Consider the following 17119-nt stretch of genomic DNA (forward strand, 5'->3'; position numbering starts at 1 on the left):
TTTCTTTTAAGAATAGTTTATAACATCGTGAAATGCACTATAGTTAATTTTGCGATCGCCATTGGGTAGAGTTTCTATCACATCCACAAAGCGCATATTCCAAAGAATGTCATGATTCATATACATATAACGAGAATGAATAGTTTGACTGACGGTTTCATCTAATCCGGTTAGAGTGACAATAATAGATGCCTCTAATTCCGCAAGGTCTTCAGAGGTTAAACCATATAAAGGGCTTTCTGGGTCAATGGGGTGCATGACCATCCAACTTAAGGAAAAAATAGGCGTATTTGAGCGAACTAATTTCAGATCGTGCAAACGGCGAATATGGTGTCCTTCTGGCGTAATTTCTGGCATTAAAATGGTAACAGTAATTTGAGATTCAAGAATTAAATTATTGCGTTGATTAGCCGTGCGAAATATCAAGGTTGGGATATTATTATAAGGGCAAATTACGGCCACTTTACTGAATAAAACGCGAGCGCTGGGGACGGAGAAACGAGCAAACATTAATCCTGTGGCCATTGCTACCCCCAGTAAGCCAACAAAGACCTCTACAAAGACTAAAAAATTACTGTAGGGTGTTGTGGGATACATCGCACCATAACCAATAGTGGCCATAGTTTGAACACTGAAGAAAAAAGCATCAGGAAACGATCCCGGTTGAGCATTCGCAATGCAGTCACCCCCGATCGCATAAGCACAAGCAAAGAAAATATTGAGAATAATATAGGCTAAACTAATCGCACCGAAAAGTTTAGTCCAGGACATGGTAAACAAGAGATGATAAAAATCTTGCCGATGAAAAGATTCAAGCCCATGACGAATAAATTTAATGCCACCCATACCAACTACAGATACTTGCTGTGTTTTTCGTTTCGTTTTAAAAGATTTCATAAGAAGTTCAACAATGCAGTTTAACAATGCGATCGCATTCTCGAATCTCAGTTAAAACGAGAAAATCTATTCCCATTCTAATTCCAATGCTGGCATTAAACGCTGTAAATTTTTTAAAGATTTTCCTTGCCAAGGGACATTTTTTGCCCCCTGTACAGTCATGGCGATCGCTTTATTTTTCCGAACTTCAATGGTAAATTTTGATAAAACATTAATACCCGAACTATTTAAAAATTTTAATTCTCGCAAATTCAAAGTAATGTGTGGAGGAGTTTTCTCGGCAATACCGCGTAATAGTTCTACAATGGGCGTGTATTCGTCCATGCCACTTAAGCGTAACGATCCTTCAAAGCAGATCGTCATGGTTGACTCGTCATAGTTGATTTCATAGGTTTCCGTTTTAATTTCCATTCCTCAATACTCCTGGTTTCAAGATTAGTAATCAATTATTGTTAAATGTTTGTGTTAAATATTTAACTGAACCATTGTCGTAACCGTGACAATAGTGGGGTCTTTTTCCACGGTTTCAAATTTCCAGCCTAATTTTGCACCGTAGTCCTCAATCATGGTAAGATAGCCCAAACGCGATGAATTTCCGCGTTCTTCAAGGGCATTTTCTTCAAGTTGAGTAATTAACATTTCTTGGGTATCTGCATTTGTCAGTTTGTCAAGATAATGTTGAAAGGATTGAACGGTATTCGAGGCAATGCTATTAGTAATCATGAAAATCAAGCGATCGCTTTGGAGATGCAAAGAAAGACCAATGGGATAATTGGTGCAATCATTATTAAATTTCATTGCATTTTCTAATAATTCGTTGGCGATATAGCTGACTGCACCTTTAATTTCTTCTTGTTTGTATTGAGTATCGGGATCGTCTTCTTTTGCTGGAAAAAACGTTGTCAGATAGTCCGCCAAAAAATCAGCAGATAACCCATTATTGCGCCAACGCTGCTGTAAAGGAACTGAACTAGGAGAAAAGCCAAGAATTAGGTATTCTGGACTTTCTGGCAAGTTTTCGATGAAGTTGCCAAAAATTTCTACTATCATAGGGTTGCTTTTCCTTTTCTCGCTTTTTGGTTTGTTATACCATTGTCCGAGGGTAAAGGAGGGATAAAACATAAGTTTTGGATCATAATATTTTTTGCGCGATCGTCTCTTACATTTACGAAATTGCCATAACAAGATGCACTTTATCGTTATCTTTTCTAGAGAGTTATGGGGAAATCCGGTAAATTCGCTTATTTTCTCAGGAATGATTTTCTGAATGATTTCCTGACGATAAGCTAACCAATAACAATGTCATGAGTTTTCATATAGTTTAACAGCCAATTGGCCATGGTTGCTCGACGTGCTTGGCGCGGGCTAAATTCTCCGATTTTATATCCTTTGAACCCGAGTGCTTCCTTTAACAGTTGTTTGTTTTCCTTCGGAATAGATCGGGTTAATTTCACCGTGGGAGGACGATAAGCAATAAAATCTGGGGGACTGGGATATTCTCCACACCACTCCTCAGCAACCCGATCGCTTTCCCATTGTTGGGTAGATTGATTGTAGCGATAGCCCAAATAATGCCACACTAATTGATTAACGGTATCATCTTCAATTTCTTCGTTGAGTATTGACCAAATTGTGTTGGTATTTAAGGGAGGTAATTCCAGCATTGACTTCAGAGTTTGAATTTTCGTATCTTTATTTTATTTTAACTCAATGCGATGCAAATCTTTCCTAAAACCCCGAAATTCTGGCAAATTACATTAATTTTAGGAGTTGGTGTTTTTGCGATCTCTATGTCGGCAATTTTTATCCGTTTAACGTTAGAAATAACAGGGTTTCACGGGGTTGGTTTTAGTCTATTTCTTTCTGCTTCTCGCTTGATTATTGCCACTTTTATGTTACTCCCAATCTGGCGAGGGGTTCGACAAACATCGATTTCTCCCAAGGCTTTTTATTATGCAGGAATGGCGGGATTATGTTTGGCTTTTCATATTGCCTTTTGGATTTCATCACTTTCTTTTACCTCTATTACAGCAGCCACAACGTTAGTTACAACTAATCCGATTTGGATTGCTATTTTATCTCGATTTTGGTTTCAAGAAAAGTTAAAAAAATCAACAATTCTGGGTATTTTGATTGCACTTTTAGGAGGTATTGCGATCGCCTTGGGAGGAGTGCAAGGTGAGAGTGTTAGTTCTCAGCCCTTACTCGGCGATATTTTAGCATTAATTGGGGCATGGTTTGTCAGTTTTTATTTACTCTTGGGACGAGAATCTCAGCGTCAAGGTTTGAGTACGAGTCACTATATTACCATTGCTTATACCATTGCCGCGATCGCACTCTTTCCCTTCCCTTTTTTCTTTGGGTTTGGTTATTTGGGGTATCCTCTTTCAGTCTATTTTTATGTTCTTTTAATGGCGGTATTTTCTCAAGTTATCGGACATACTACCATTAACTGGGCGGTGGGTCGGATGTCTCCTGTTTTAGTTTCGTTGATCATTTTATTTGAACCGGTAGGATCTAGTATATTGGGTTATTTTGTCTTTGGAGAATTACCGAGTTCGATCGTTATTTTGGGTGCAATTATTATTTTAGTGGGGGTGGCAATTTCCATTATCGGGGAAAGAAAAAAAACATAAGAATATAAGGTTTAGCGTTCATTCTTGCAAGGACACGAGATAAAGATAATATTTTTCATTATAAATATAGCTATTGGTAAATTTTGCAATCTCTTCTATCGACAATTCTTCTGGAAATAGATCGAGTTCGTAATTGAGAATTAATAGTATTTCTTCTCGTTTTTCATTGAATAATTGCTGAGTTTGTGCTAAGGTTTCTTTGCGATCGACATCATCCCTGTGACTATTATAAAGAACAAAACTGCCCATATCTTGCGACTCTGGATAGTAAATTTGGCGATTAAGATAACCACTAATGGGAGTCATAACTGTATCTTGACTGCCTACGATGAACATATCTTCTAAGGCCTTGTTTTTGATATAGTTTGCTGTCTCTCGACTCGCAGAATAAGGAACAATTAGATTGCGCGAAAAAGCAACAACTCCTGCAATGAGTTGAACTAATAATATCAAAGTCAAAACCTTGCTTTTATGGCGATTTACCCAAGCGATCGCCTTGGTGAAAAATTGCTTGGCAAATTGTAGGCGATCGGGTTGAGAGGGATAATAAAAAGAGATCCAAATTGCTATAATTAAAATAATATAAAAACTGCCGTAATGTCGTGGCGATCCTAAAACTTTAGTATAGGTGAAAAATAATAATTCTATTGTTCCCAATCCATAAATAAACAAAGGAATTGGTTTTTTTATAAAACTAAGGGCAAAAAATATCAAAATAAACAGTGAAATGATGGCATATAAAGCTACATCCCAAAACTTGCTATCCCCTGGTACAAGAATTAAAATATAGCTGTTCCAAATTCGCGCAAGAACTTTCATGAAATGATGCAAATTCCAAAAGGTATTCCATTTAACTAAACCTCCATTGAGTTCGCTATCTAATGGAGGAATAAGCAGAAATAAAGAAGTATAAAGCCCTAATCCATAAATGCCAATACTGCTTAAAATGGTCAAGTGATTGAGTTTGTGCTTCAACAAAATTAAATCGGCAAATAAAGCACAAAATAAAACGAAAGAAATTAAAAGTCCATAAGCATTGGCATTATTCATCAAAACCAGTAAGATAGTTAAAGCAATAAAATTTTTATAGCGATTTTTAAAAAGCGAACAAAAAACAAAAGCAAAGAGAACATAAAGCGAGTAATTACGACTAATTGTTGCATATTCATAAAAAGGAAAATAGCCAAAAGAAAACAAGAGTTTTTGGAGACGAGAGAAAGGAGAAAATAAAAGAAAAATAGTAATAATACTCGTTGCGATCGCCAGATGAAAAAACTGCATTATTAGAGGGTTATCGGTAAAAAAATTAAGGAAATAAAGGCATAAGTACCAGAGTGCAGGATGTCCTTCATATTTAATATTTTGTAATAAATCTGAAAAAGAAGAACTATCCCGCACAATTGTCCAAACATTTAATTCATCTCGCCACATCGAATGATTGAGAATACCAATTAGACTTAAAATAAAAAATAGAGCAATTACTGCTATATTAAAAAATCTTGGATGATTGTAAAATACTAAAAATGCTGAATTTAAGGACTTAAGAGAGTGCTTCATTGAATCAAAAAATCTCTAACAGAAAAGATTATTATTCTGATAGTGTACTTATATTTGTTATTCTGTCAATATGAAGAAAATATCTCGTTTCTACAAAAATATCTCTTGGTCAGATTCCCACTGGCTGTTATTCTTCTTCCTTGCTGCTGTTTTTCTTTGGATGTTGGGGTTGGGAAATGTCCCTTTGAGAGACTGGGATGAAGGTTCTCATGCGATCGTAGCCCGAGAGATTTATCGTCAAGGAAACTGGCTGCATTTGACCTATTTTGATACTCCTTATTTCATTAAGCCACCTCTAGTTTATTGGCTGATTGCGATCGGCTATCATCTATGGGGAGGAGTGGGGGAATTTAGCAGTCGCGTTAATCTTGCTTTTCTAACTGCTTGCGGGGTCCCCTTACTTTATCTCCTCGGAAGAGAAATTTTTTCGCGAAGATTAGAAGCAATTTTATCTGCATTGGTTTATTTAACATTACTTCCCGTCCTTCGTCACGGACGTTTAGTTATGTTAGACGGAATTATTAATACTTTTTTTATTTGTCTTTTACTCTGTTTATTAAAAGAAAGAAAAAAGCAAATATGGGCATTAGGAATTGGGATTTGTTTGGGCTTAATTACCTTAACAAAAGGGATTTTAGTGCTGGCATTATGGGCGATCGCAGGAGTTTTTGTTTTGGTCGATCGCCAGTGGAAATTATTTGTTAATCCTTATGCTTGGTTGGGTTTAATCTTGGGAATTGCGATCGCGGTTCCTTGGTATTGGTTACAATGGGAAACCCACGGAGACTTTTTTATTGAACTTTACTTTAAGTCGCAAAGTTTAGAACGTCTTTCTAGTGCTGTTGAAGGCAATGCGGGTACACCTTGGTATTATTTGATTGAGTTAGGTAAATATAGTATGCCTTGGTTGTCTTTTTTACCTGGAGGATTATGGTTAGCAGGGAAACACAGAGGAAAATCTTGGAGTAATTTAGTTCTCATTGGCACAATTTTGTTTTTAGGAACAATTTCTCTCATGCAAACAAAACTCCCTTGGTATATCATGCCCTACTATCCCTTTTTTGCTTTAACTGTTGGGGCATATCTTGCCTATTTATGGCAGGAAAAACACGCCTATTCTCGTTTTTTTGTGGGTTTGTTTAGCATTTTTAGTCTTGTTGCTTGTGGGGGATTTATTTATTTTCTAATCACGCATCACCCCTTGACTTTAATCCTAATGAGTGTTACGATCGCCGGTACGATGGGATTAACAACATGGTGGTTATGGGAACGCGATCGCCGATTTATGCCGACACTATTTATCGGGTTGTATTTGAGTTTAGCATTACTCATGTTGTCTCCTGATTGGTTATGGGAGATCAATGAACAGTATCCCGTCCTCAAAGTTGCGGCGATCGTCAAAGAATATACCCCAGAAAAAACAATTATTTATACCTCATTTCCCCATCATCGTCCTAGCTTAGAATTTTATAGCGATCGCCAAATTCTCTCTACTCCTCCCGATACCTTGCAGCAATTATGGGAAACAGGTCAATATTTATTATTAGATCGCCCAACTTTTGCATCGCTACAACTTCCCGATACTGCTATTCTCGGAGAAGCCATTCTCGAAGAAGATGAAGATTTTGTACTGGTCAAAAATCCTGTAGCGACGTTGCAGCAACGCCGCTACAGGGTCACAGATTTGGTATAACTAAATTAACATTTGATTAATTTGAGTCAAAAGTTCCGGCATTGATTGAGAATCATCTACAATCACTTTTGTAGCAAGTTGACTTAGGAACTCATTTAACTCCCAGCTACCCGTTCCAGTCAAGGAATCATGTTCGAGAACTAAAATTGGCGGCTTAACCGTAAGATTAGCCAATTGTTTTAAACCCTCCAACCAACAGCCTAAATCTTTAGATTCTCCTAAATTAATAATCAGCAAATCAACACTGCGATGATGAATTTGACTGTAAACCTCTGTCCAAGATTTTGCCAGTAAACTTCGCAGTCCTGCTGTTTGTAAATACTGAGTTAAAGCATGAGAAAAATCAATCCCCGCATGAATTTGAGTATCCTGTGTTTCTCGCAAACATTGGTCAGATTGATAACATTCACTTCCAGCTTCTACGATCAAAATATTAGATTGTTTACTCACCCCCGCAGCAACCTGAATAACCTGTAAAAAGGCCGCCATACTTTGCTCCGTAATGGGGATTAAACAAGGAAAAACCGATAGTCCTGGGATTTTATTACCATACTCAGCAATCTTGGCATCTAAAGTTACTAAAGGTAATTGAACCAAGGATTCAACCTGCGCGATCGCCCGTAAATATTCATCGGGATTCTTGATTTTTTGACCATTCAGCAACAAAACATCAGGTTTCCAAATCCTAGCCACAACTTCTGCCTGATCGAGATCGTTAGCCTCCAAAATCCGGTAGTCTAACGGTAAAAGGCGATCGATAGACATATTAGAATTATTAAACATCCAACCCAATTTAGTCACAAATTCAGAATCTTCCTTGTCTAAAAGTCCTCCATGTAAATGTAGAATTGTGAGACTATTTCGAGTTAAAGGCGGAAGCGCTTTCAATCGCGATAAACTTTTTTGTAGGGCTTGAGGTTGAATGGGCAAACTCAAAAAACTATCCGCTTCATTCTGTTGTGCTAAAAGTTTTTCCGCTTGAGTTGCCGTCACAATAACCGGAATATTTTTGGTTTTGCTATCGGCTTTCAATAAAGTCAATACATCCCAGCCTGATAATAGCGGTAAAAGAGGATTGAGAAAGATCGCCCGAGGTTGAATTTGCCGCGTCTTTTCGAGGGCTTCAGTACCCGATCGCGCTACGATCGCCCGATAACCTAGCTTTTGTAATTGTCCCGTTAACCGTTCAATATATTGAGGAACCGCCTCTACAATCAGAATAAGACGATTAGGTTCTAGAGTCGATCGCAGCCGATCGCGACTGGCTTCTCGTTCTGGAGGAGCCGGAGGTAAGAGTAAAGTAAACTTACTACCCCGGCCAACTTGAGAAGTAAAAGAAATATCCCCTCCATGAGCGCGAGCGAGACGTTGAGTGAGAACTAAACCCAAACCCGTTCCTTCAAATTGACGAGTGAGAGGACTTTCTAACTGCTGAAATTTTTGAAAGATGAGATGTTGGGCAGATTCCGGAATCCCGATCCCCGTGTCCGAGACGGTGAAATCGATCCACCCCTGCCAGCGATTGACCTGTAAGCCAATTTCCCCACCATTAGGGGTAAACTTAAGGGCATTTTCCAACAAGTGAACGAGCATTTGTCGCAAACGCAATTCATCCGCCACAATAGTCTCTAATTCCGGAGCAATAGTCAGAGAAAATTTAATCTCAGGAATCGTGGCCGGATCTTTCTCTCGGCCTGCAAAAAGCTGTTTGCGTGCCTGTTGATAAGCGCGATCGCAGACTTCTTGTAACTGTACCGGTTCAGGAGTGAGTTTTAACTGTCCCGTTTCAATCCGAGTCAAATCGAGAATATCATTAACCACACTCATCAATTGCTGTCCGCTTTGATAAATCAGTTGAGAATAACGAGATTGACGTTGGTTCAATTCCCCTAGTTTTTTGTCTTTGAGCAGGCTAGATAAGCCTAAAACTGCCGTGAGAGGGGTTTTCAATTCATGGCTGATACAAGCTAAAAACTCATCTTTGAGACGATTTAACTGGATCAGATCGGCATTTTTAGCCGTGAGTTCCTTACAGAGTTGCCGTTGCTCAGTCACATCCGTAGCCAGTATCAGCCAGAGTGAAGTGTGGGATGTAGCCATCGATCGCACTCTCAAGGGAAGTTTAACAAATTGCCAAACGCGGTTCGATGAGTTGAGGAAATTCGCTTCGCGATCGGCAAATTCTTCCTCGTTGGCAATGGGATTATGATTGCATTCTTCCTCGTCCCGTTCCGCAATAAAATTACACCAGCGCTCGAAGACAGCTTCCGGATGGAAATCAACTTTTAGGTTTTTCTCATCCTCATGAGCGCATTGAGCCAATTCTAGAGCCGTTAAAGCGCCACTTCCTCCCATTCCCATACTAATTTGTTGTTTCCAGACCGAGTTTTGTTGAATAACCTGCCCATGTTCCCCTTGTAACATCAAGGGCATCGGTAACTGTTCCAACAGAGTCAGCAAAGATTTTAGGGTTTGAGGATCTGTCGTGGGGGACTTGGGTAAAACCGCATTTAAAAGCTGCCAAACATTGAGAAGCCCTTGAAATCTCCCTTCCTCATCCACCAAAGCGCAATATTGGCGATCGCGTCCCAAATCTTCCCTTTGTAGGTGCGATCGCGTTTCCTCAATACTCAAGGAAGTGGGCAAAATCGTAATCGGCTCGAGGATCTCAGCAAAATCCCGATCTTCCCTATCCCTCTGATGCCCTAGAGAATGAACGAAAGGAGTGAAACGAAAAGTTTCTTGCCACTGATCCCGGCCTTCCTGTGGGGCGATCGCGGCCATGGTTTTTACGGCAACCTTTTTCCCTTGCAGAGAAATATTTTTCAGAGAAAGATTGCTATTGATATAGAGCAGCAGACGGGATAAGCGAACCACCCCCAGAGGATAGCGACTTTCCCCAAGGGCAATAATAATTTCTGTATTCTTTTCTTGGAAGATTGCCAACAGTGCCTCGATATTTGCACTCTGTTCACAAACGGGGACTGGACGAATAAATTGTTTCAGGGTTGGAGATGAACTCAACATGGAAGAGGGATGCGATCGCTTTTAGGATGGAATATTGGGCAAGACCTGGGGAGATAACATTCTTGATCCCGGCAGGAGACCCTATTTTATTATGGATCCCTAACCTGACTTCTCGGAAATGATAATTACAATTAATTACAATTCTTAGTGTGGCTCAACAACCGCGCTCGCCAAATTTTTTCAGAATCTTATAATTTTTTCTTGTTGTTTGTGAATTTTAGATTATTTTAAGATTAGGTCTAAAGCAGTCAGAGCAAATAGTCGGCTAAGGTTTATTATTAATGACGAGTGATACTTCAGCCCCGATCGCCCCTCCCAATCCTAAATTGTCTATTTGTGTCTATGCTAAAATAGAGGGTCTGTGTCAATCGTTGGAAAGTTTACTGCACAGCGATCGCTACCGATACCAACAATGCAGCACTCAAAAGGATTTCCTTGATTTCGTCGAGAGCTACAAAGAAAGCATCGACTGTTTAATTTTACAAAATGCCGAGACCGAGTTAGAAGTTCTCGATCTGCTCTACGATCGCGGAGTTTTGCTCCCCATCGTCATTATTGAACCCACCAACTCCCATAATACCAACCCGAGCATTGAACCTGAACCCTCCTCAGCAACATTGCGTCATGCTACCCCAGAAGCCGCCCATTACCTTTATCATACTGGGGAAGTCTGGTTATTAGGAACCCAGATCGAACAGATTTCTACGGCGATCGAACGCGCGATCGCCAAATTTCTCAAACTAGCCCCCACCAGTAACCTGCCCTCCTCATCTCATCCTCACGAACCCACCAAAGAACAAAGCAAACAAAACTTTCTCCTCTTACAGCAACGCCGTCTAGCGGAAAAACTCCAAGAACGTTTAGGTTACTTGGGAATCTATTATAAGCGCAATTCCCAAGACTTTTTTCGGAATCTCCCTCCCCAAAGCAAAAAAGCCTTATTGAAGGAATTAACCAACGACTATCGCGAAATATTCTTAAATTACTTCACCCCCAACTATCCCCTTAATCCCATTTTGGATCAATTTGTCAACCGTGCCTTTTTTGCAGACCTTTCCGTTTCGCAAATCTTAGAAACCCACATGGAACTAATTGACGAATTTGCCCAACAGTTGAAATTAGAAGGACGAAGCGAAGAAATCCTACTAGATTATCGGCTCGTTCTCATTGATATTATCGCCCATCTCTGTGAAATGTATCGGCGATCGATTCCCAGAGAAGATATTCCCTTTGAAGTCTTGACATCAGGAGAATAAAATTGCAAATAAAATCTCAATCTGCGTTAAACTGCTAATTTATTCTTGATTAAACCCTCGTTCCCCACTACCCGGCCCCATGAGTCCCTCTAAAAAAACTTACGTTCTCAAGCTCTATGTTGCTGGCAATACACCCAACTCCGCTAGAGCCTTAAAAACCCTCAAAACAATTCTCGAACAAGATTTTCAAGGAGTTTATGCCCTAAAAGTCATTGACGTTCTTAAAAACCCTCAACTTGCCGAAGAAGATAAAATTTTAGCCACTCCCACATTATCTAAAGTTTTGCCTCCTCCCGTTCGGAAAATCATTGGCGATCTGTCCGATCGCGAAAAAGTTTTGATCGGCTTAGACCTTCTCTATGAGGAAATCTCAGAAGCCTAAAAATAAGGCTGAATTTCACACTGGTTTTCTACTTTTTTTATCATCTTTTAAAACTGAATTTAGTAATTTTTTTTAGGGAAATGCTCAATGAGTCAAACAAATTCTAACGAAAAATCTGATAGTCAGGCTCTTCTTCAAGGTGTCCGCAAACTGCAAACAATGATTGAAGGTTTTGACGAGATCAGTCATGGTGGAATGCCTATCGGCAGAACAACATTGGCAAGCGGAACATCAGGAACCGGTAAAACTCTTTTAGCCACTCAATTTATTTATAACGGCATCAAACAATTTGGAGAAGCTGGGATATTTGTAACCTTTGAAGAATCCCCCCAAGATATTATTACCAACGCTTGTAGTTTTGGATGGAACTTACAAGAACTGGTCGATCGCGGCAAACTATTTATTTTGGATGCTTCCCCGGATCCTGAAGGTCAAGAAGTCGTCGGAAATTTCGATCTTTCCGCATTAATTGAACGCATTCAATATGCCATTAAAAAATACAAAGCCAAACGAGTTTCTATTGATTCCGTGACAGCAGTTTTTCAGCAATATGAAGGTGCATCGGTTGTCAGACGAGAAATTTTTCGCCTTGTAGCACGGCTCAAACAAATAGGTGTCACCTCCATCCTAACCACAGAAAGAGTCGATGAATACGGCCAAGTTGCACGTTTTGGCGTAGAAGAATTTGTTTCTGATAATGTTATTATCCTGCGAAATGTCCTTGAAGGAGAACGACGAAGGCGCACAATTGAAATTTTAAAATTGCGAGGAACGACCCACATGAAAGGAGAATATCCTTTTACAATTACTAATGATGGCATTAATATTTTCCCCTTGGGAGCAATGCGTTTAACTCAGCGTTCTTCTAATGTTCGCATCTCTTCAGGAGTAAAAACATTGGATGAAATGTGCGGTGGTGGGTTCTTTAAAGACTCGATTATTTTAGCAACAGGAGCCACGGGAACGGGTAAAACATTATTGGTGAGTAAGTTTTTACAAGAAGGATGCAGGCAGGGAGAAAGGGCAATTTTATTTGCTTATGAAGAGTCCCGCGCTCAGTTATCTCGCAATGCCAACTCTTGGGGAGTTAACTTTGAAGAAATGGAACAGAAAGGACTACTAAAACTGCTTTGTACTTATCCCGAATCGGCAGGATTAGAAGATCATTTACAAATGATTAAATCCGAAATTGAAGAGTTTAAACCGGCTCGTATTGCCATTGATTCTCTTTCTGCTATGGCGCGAGGAGTGACCAATAATGCCTTTCGACAGTTTGTAATTGGGGTCACAGGATACGCCAAACAAGAGGAAATTACGGGATTTTTCACCAATACAACGGATCAGTTCATGGGGTCAAATTCGATTACCGAGTCTCATATTTCCACAATTACAGATACGATTATCATGTTGCAATATGTGGAAATTCGCGGGGAAATGTCGAGGGCAATTAATGTCTTTAAAATGCGCGGTTCGTGGCACGATAAAGGTATTCGCGAATATGCGATCAATTCGGGAGGTCCTGATATTAAAGATTCGTTCCGTAATTATGAAGGAATTATTAGTGGTTCTCCCCGACGCATTAGCGTTGATGAAAAAAGCGAACTTTCTCGTATTGTTCGGGGGGTGCGCGGAAAAATCCAAGATGAAATCTGAAATATAATCTTGTAGAAAATATACCTATCCCACAAATCGTAATATTATCTCCAATTGTTTGTGTCAACCTAGAAGAAGAACATCGATCGCCGGCAAGGGATAATTTAGGGAATGTGAAAGTTTTATTGGTTGAAGATGATACCAGTCTTGCGGCTACTATCGGCGAAGCTCTCAAAGCTAATCGTTATGTTATCGATGTCGCATCTGACGGTCAAATGGGGTGGGATTTACTGGAACTCTTTTCCTATGATGTAATTTTATTGGATTTGGTGCTGCCTAAATTAGATGGTTTGAGCTTTTGTCGCCAAGTTCGCGATCGCGGCGATCGCACTCCCATTATGTTGCTGACGGTTCAAGAAACCGATGATAGTAAAGTAATGGGTTTGGATGCTGGAGCCGACGATTATCTCGTTAAACCTGTTAATCTTAGCGAATTGTTGGCTCGTATTCGGGCTTTGCTGCGGCGAGGTCAAGAATCCTTGGCTCCAATTCTGGCTTGGGGAGCCTTGCAGCTTAATCCCAATGGCTGTCAAGTCACCTACGAAGATCGCCCTCTCAAACTCACGGCCAAGGAATACAAAATTTTAGAATTGCTGTTGCGAAATCCCCAACGCATTTACGATCAACACGCCCTGATTGATTGCCTCTGGTCCATCGATGAATCCCCCTCGGGCAATGCCGTTAGAACTCATATTAAGGGCTTGCGCCACAAACTGAAAAAAGCGGGAGCCGGGGATGCGATCGAAACAATTTACGGGTTGGGTTATCGACTCAGAGAGTTATCTTCCTCTACTCTTTCCTCAAATCCCAGCAATCCCGAAGAAGGCGATCGCCAAGAGATTCCCGCAACAGTCCTCCCTCATCTTACTGTCGCTTGGGAGCGTCATAAAAAGCAATATCTCGATCGCCTAGTCAAGGTTGAAACTGCGATCGCCGCTCTCGTCAAAGGAGAACTTAATGAGGAGTTACACCATTCTGCACTGCGAGAAATCCATACTCTTATCGGTTCTTTGGGGACTTTTGGACTGATGGAAGCATCGAAACAATCTCGCCATATTGAAAAATACTTGCAAGATTCCTCCTTAGCAGAGCAAAAAGGGCTGGAATTACAAAACTTGGTGGGAAAACTGCGCCAAGAGATAGAGGAAACCGGAGAAAATCCCTCTCCAGAAGCGTTAACAGAACAAGAAGCAAATACTGCTGAAGTTGCTCCTTATTGCGCCTATTCCTCCCTCCAGAAACTCTTAATTGTCGATGATGATATCGGTTTGACAGACATTCTCGCCCGAGAAGCAGAAAATTGGGGACTCGTGGCACAAACTGCGAATAGTCTGGAAACGGCACGAAATGCGATCGCCCGCCAAATTCCCGATATTATCCTGCTCGATTTGAACTTTCCCGACTCCGAACTTGCCGGTTTTGTCTTGCTTTCCCAATTAAAAGTCAAGTATCCCGCCCTTCCTGTGGTCATCCTCACCGCCAGCGAAACCCTGACCAATCGTGTGAAAGCGTCTCGTTTTGGGGGCTGGTGCTTTCTCGCCAAACCCATTGCCCCCTCCCTCGCCCTACAAATTGTCTGTCAAACTTTAAAACAATCTCAACCCCATTCCCTGCGAGTTATGATGGTTGATGACGATTCCGACTTACTGCAATGGCTGCAGCAATGCTTAAAAACCCATAATATTGAAGCGATCGCCTTAAACGATCCCAAACAATTCTGGCCGGCACTGCGCCAATTCCAGCCCGATCTTTTACTGCTCGATCTGAAAATGCCGCAACTGAGTGGCATAGACCTTTGCCAGATCGTTCGCAGCGACCCCAACTGGCGGCATTTGCCCATTGTTATGCTCTCGGCTCAAAGCGATGGCGCGATCGCCCAAACAGCCTATCAAGCCGGAGTTAATGACTATCTGCAAAAACCCATTGCTGAAACTCAACTGATTAACTGTATTTTGCGCCAGATCGAGGATGGCAACAACAGTCGTTAACGAAACTGGAGCATTGAGCCACAAATAAAGAACAGGATATTTTATCTAATCCATAAGCATTTTTGTGGTATCGCCTTTTACTGCTTTCCCTCTAAGGTTTTCCCCTCTTTTCCGATCTCCTTTTTGTTGCTTGTCTTCTCTGTTCTGACTGCATCGTTGTCGAACCCTTAATATTTTGTTACAATCGTGGCAACACAAAGTAATACTTCGTTACACATAAAGGCTAATGATTGGTGGTTTAATTGGAATGAATAAAAATCACGGCACAGATTGGGGAGAGAACCTGCTCAATACTGTTGCTAATCAAACCATTCGCCACCTCTTTACCCGTAGCGAGTTGGTCGATGTAACAGTACGGTGCAATCCTTCCAGTAAATTATTGCAAGGCACCGTAGACAGTTTCAAAATGTTTGGTCAAGGATTGGTCATTCGTCAGGATTTTCGCACCCAAGAAATGTCCTTTGAAACAGATGCGGTATCGTTAGATTTTGGCTCGATCCTGAAGGGGCAAATTTCCCTCAAACAGCCAACCCAGGCAGTGGCGATCGTCAAATTAAGTGAAACTGATATCAATCAGGCATTTACCGCCGATTTAGTCAGAAAGCGCTTAGAAAATCTCACTGATTCCCGCTTAACCAATTTATCAGGAGGTCAGCCAGTTTCTTTTCGCGATATTCACCTCAAACTCTTACCTCAAAATCGCATTCAACTCTTTGCCAATGCTGACGTAACCAATCAAGTTGTTCCCATTAGTTTTAGTTGTACTTTGGGACTGGCAAAACGTCGGCGCATCACCTTTGAAGGGGCGGAATTTAAAGGCGATCGCGTCCCCGATTCTTTGCAGGGAATTTCCAAAATTTTAATGGTAATTCTAGTAGAAATTCTCAATGATATGGTAGACCTTGATCGCTTCGATCTCGACGGGGTTATGCTTCGTCTCAATCGCTTGGAAACCCAAGGAGACATACTTTTATTTAGCGGTTATGCCCAAATCGAACGCATCCCCAAAACTGGCTAAAACTGGCTAAAATTGGCTAATTGATAAACTAATAATGGGTAATTGGTTAACTCCCAACTACCCACTATCAACTATCAACTACCCACTATTTTCCCCGCTATCAACTATCAACTATCAACTATCAACTATCATACCTATCAACTATCAACTATCAACTATCAACTATCAACTATCATACCTATCAACTATCAACTATCATACCTATCAACTAATAACTAAGCAATCATACAAGCGTATAGTTCATCTAACCAAAGGACAACTTGCTTTTTGTAACGACGAGCAGAGAAAGTATTGGATAATTGTTCCAAAGCACGATTGTAGTCGGCGATCGCGGAATTCCAATCCCCCCGTAAATGGTAAGTGCGACCTCGTTCCGCATAAACGCGACCCTTGAGGCGTTTTCCCAGAACCAATGTAATATCGAAATTTTCCAAAGCTAAATCGTAGAGTCCCAGATCCCGATAGGTAATCCCTTGATTGATCCATGCCCGTAAATTGCCTGGGTTAAAATCTAGGGCAATTTGATAATCGGCGATCGCTTCACCTAAATACCCTTTAGCAACGTAACAATTGGCACGATTATTGTAAGCGCCATCCAAACGGGGATCGAGTTCAAGAGCCTTGTTATAATCCGCAAGGGCTTCCTCATAGCGATCGCATTGGAAATACATCAAACCGCGATTATTATAGTCAATAGCACTGTCAACATGACGAGCTAATAAATCGCTGAGGAGGGCAATAGCCGTATCATAGTCTCCGCGATCGGCAGATTCTAAAACGCGACTGCGTTGTTGACGGTCTGACACTTCTCGGTTTAAACCCATCTCTAGAGACTGAAAATCACCCTGAGATAGGGGTACAGAAGTCATGTTTTCTATTGTTGGATTTTGTTTCGGTACGTCATCAATATTCATCGAAAAATTGGGTAGAAACCCCGTCCTTATAGGACGGCTTTATATTAGTTTCGCTACCGCCTTGGAGTTGTTTAATTAGGGTGCCTTTGTATTGCACT

At 40.7% G+C, this 17119-nt stretch carries 14 protein-coding genes; 7 read left to right on the forward strand and 7 right to left on the reverse strand.

Going from position 1 to position 17119, the window contains the following annotated elements; translation table 11 throughout:
* Positions 1-6: 6 nt before the first annotated feature.
* From JUI58_RS09520 to JUI58_RS09535, 4 genes are all read right to left on the reverse strand, one after another.
* On the reverse strand, positions 7-897 hold the full coding sequence (locus JUI58_RS09520) for an ion channel (protein WP_204103536.1): 891 nt from the start codon (positions 895-897) through the stop codon (positions 7-9).
* A gap of 66 nt (positions 898-963) precedes the next feature.
* Complete coding sequence (locus tag JUI58_RS09525) at positions 964-1308, reverse strand: hypothetical protein (RefSeq protein ID WP_204103537.1); 345 nt, start codon at positions 1306-1308, stop codon at positions 964-966.
* A 54-nt stretch (positions 1309-1362) separates the two neighbouring features.
* Positions 1363-2019 (reverse strand): ATP-binding protein, encoded by a 657-nt coding sequence (locus JUI58_RS09530; protein ID WP_239121362.1) that lies wholly within the window; start codon positions 2017-2019, stop codon positions 1363-1365.
* 164 nt (positions 2020-2183) lie between these two features.
* On the reverse strand, positions 2184-2561 hold the full coding sequence (locus JUI58_RS09535) for a DUF1823 family protein (RefSeq protein WP_204103538.1): 378 nt from the start codon (positions 2559-2561) through the stop codon (positions 2184-2186).
* Between the two features lie 51 nt (positions 2562-2612).
* Here JUI58_RS09535 and JUI58_RS09540 point away from each other — a divergent pair, with 51 nt between their 5' ends.
* Positions 2613-3533, forward strand: a complete 921-nt coding sequence (locus tag JUI58_RS09540) for a DMT family transporter (RefSeq protein ID WP_204103539.1) — start codon at positions 2613-2615, stop codon at positions 3531-3533.
* 18 nt (positions 3534-3551) lie between these two features.
* Here the strand turns inward: JUI58_RS09540 and JUI58_RS09545 are convergent, their stop codons facing one another.
* Positions 3552-5090: a hypothetical protein gene (locus tag JUI58_RS09545; RefSeq protein WP_204103540.1), complete on the reverse strand. Its 1539-nt coding sequence runs from the start codon at positions 5088-5090 to the stop codon at positions 3552-3554.
* A 70-nt stretch (positions 5091-5160) separates the two neighbouring features.
* On the opposite strand from JUI58_RS09545, the gene JUI58_RS09550 reads away from it, so the two are divergent.
* Positions 5161-6783, forward strand: a complete 1623-nt coding sequence (locus JUI58_RS09550; RefSeq protein ID WP_204103541.1) for a glycosyltransferase family 39 protein — start codon at positions 5161-5163, stop codon at positions 6781-6783.
* Here the strand turns inward: JUI58_RS09550 and JUI58_RS09555 are convergent, their stop codons facing one another.
* Entirely contained in the window at positions 6784-9810 is a 3027-nt protein-coding gene (locus tag JUI58_RS09555) for an ATP-binding protein (protein ID WP_204103542.1), read from the reverse strand. It lies immediately after the preceding gene.
* A 281-nt stretch (positions 9811-10091) separates the two neighbouring features.
* Here JUI58_RS09555 and JUI58_RS09560 point away from each other — a divergent pair, with 281 nt between their 5' ends.
* The 5 genes from JUI58_RS09560 to JUI58_RS09580 all read left to right on the forward strand — a co-directional run bounded on the left by JUI58_RS09560 (position 10092) and on the right by JUI58_RS09580 (position 16107).
* Positions 10092-11066, forward strand: a complete 975-nt coding sequence (locus tag JUI58_RS09560) for a circadian clock protein KaiA (protein ID WP_204103543.1) — start codon at positions 10092-10094, stop codon at positions 11064-11066.
* A 79-nt stretch (positions 11067-11145) separates the two neighbouring features.
* Entirely contained in the window at positions 11146-11448 is a 303-nt protein-coding gene (gene kaiB, locus JUI58_RS09565; protein WP_204103544.1) for a circadian clock protein KaiB, read from the forward strand.
* An 87-nt stretch (positions 11449-11535) separates the two neighbouring features.
* Positions 11536-13101 carry a circadian clock protein KaiC gene (kaiC, locus tag JUI58_RS09570; RefSeq protein WP_204103545.1) on the forward strand — a complete coding sequence of 522 codons (1566 nt, stop codon included), beginning with the start codon at positions 11536-11538 and terminating at the stop codon, positions 13099-13101.
* 113 nt (positions 13102-13214) lie between these two features.
* Positions 13215-15089 (forward strand): response regulator, encoded by a 1875-nt coding sequence (locus JUI58_RS09575; protein WP_204103546.1) that lies wholly within the window; start codon positions 13215-13217, stop codon positions 15087-15089.
* A gap of 226 nt (positions 15090-15315) precedes the next feature.
* A complete protein-coding gene (locus tag JUI58_RS09580; RefSeq protein WP_204103547.1) occupies positions 15316-16107 on the forward strand; it encodes a DUF2993 domain-containing protein in 792 nt (263 codons plus the stop codon).
* A 215-nt stretch (positions 16108-16322) separates the two neighbouring features.
* Here JUI58_RS09580 and JUI58_RS09585 read toward each other — a convergent pair whose 3' ends face one another.
* Positions 16323-17021 (reverse strand): tetratricopeptide repeat protein, encoded by a 699-nt coding sequence (locus tag JUI58_RS09585; protein WP_204103548.1) that lies wholly within the window; start codon positions 17019-17021, stop codon positions 16323-16325.
* Positions 17022-17119 lie beyond the last annotated feature (98 nt).

Origin of the sequence: Spirulina sp. CCY15215, assembly GCF_016888125.1 — a bacterium.
Lineage (GTDB): Bacteria > Cyanobacteriota > Cyanobacteriia > Cyanobacteriales > Spirulinaceae > CCY15215.

Bases quoted from the DNA above. Each gene is read 5' to 3' on its own strand.
- JUI58_RS09560 (WP_204103543.1), top strand. From the start codon at position 10,092: ATGACGAGTGATACTTCAGCCCCGATCGCCCCTCCCAATCCTAAATTG.
- JUI58_RS09540 (WP_204103539.1), top strand. From the start codon at position 2,613: ATGCAAATCTTTCCTAAAACCCCGAAATTCTGGCAAATTACATTAATT.
- JUI58_RS09545 (WP_204103540.1), bottom strand. From the start codon at position 5,090: ATGAAGCACTCTCTTAAGTCCTTAAATTCAGCATTTTTAGTATTTTAC.
- JUI58_RS09580 (WP_204103547.1), top strand. From the start codon at position 15,316: ATGATTGGTGGTTTAATTGGAATGAATAAAAATCACGGCACAGATTGG.
- JUI58_RS09535 (WP_204103538.1), bottom strand. From the start codon at position 2,561: ATGCTGGAATTACCTCCCTTAAATACCAACACAATTTGGTCAATACTC.
- JUI58_RS09555 (WP_204103542.1), bottom strand. From the start codon at position 9,810: ATGTTGAGTTCATCTCCAACCCTGAAACAATTTATTCGTCCAGTCCCC.
- kaiB (WP_204103544.1), top strand. From the start codon at position 11,146: ATGAGTCCCTCTAAAAAAACTTACGTTCTCAAGCTCTATGTTGCTGGC.
- JUI58_RS09525 (WP_204103537.1), bottom strand. From the start codon at position 1,308: ATGGAAATTAAAACGGAAACCTATGAAATCAACTATGACGAGTCAACC.
- JUI58_RS09530 (WP_239121362.1), bottom strand. From the start codon at position 2,019: ATGTTTTATCCCTCCTTTACCCTCGGACAATGGTATAACAAACCAAAA.
- JUI58_RS09520 (WP_204103536.1), bottom strand. From the start codon at position 897: ATGAAATCTTTTAAAACGAAACGAAAAACACAGCAAGTATCTGTAGTT.
- JUI58_RS09550 (WP_204103541.1), top strand. From the start codon at position 5,161: ATGAAGAAAATATCTCGTTTCTACAAAAATATCTCTTGGTCAGATTCC.
- JUI58_RS09585 (WP_204103548.1), bottom strand. From the start codon at position 17,021: ATGAATATTGATGACGTACCGAAACAAAATCCAACAATAGAAAACATG.
- kaiC (WP_204103545.1), top strand. From the start codon at position 11,536: ATGAGTCAAACAAATTCTAACGAAAAATCTGATAGTCAGGCTCTTCTT.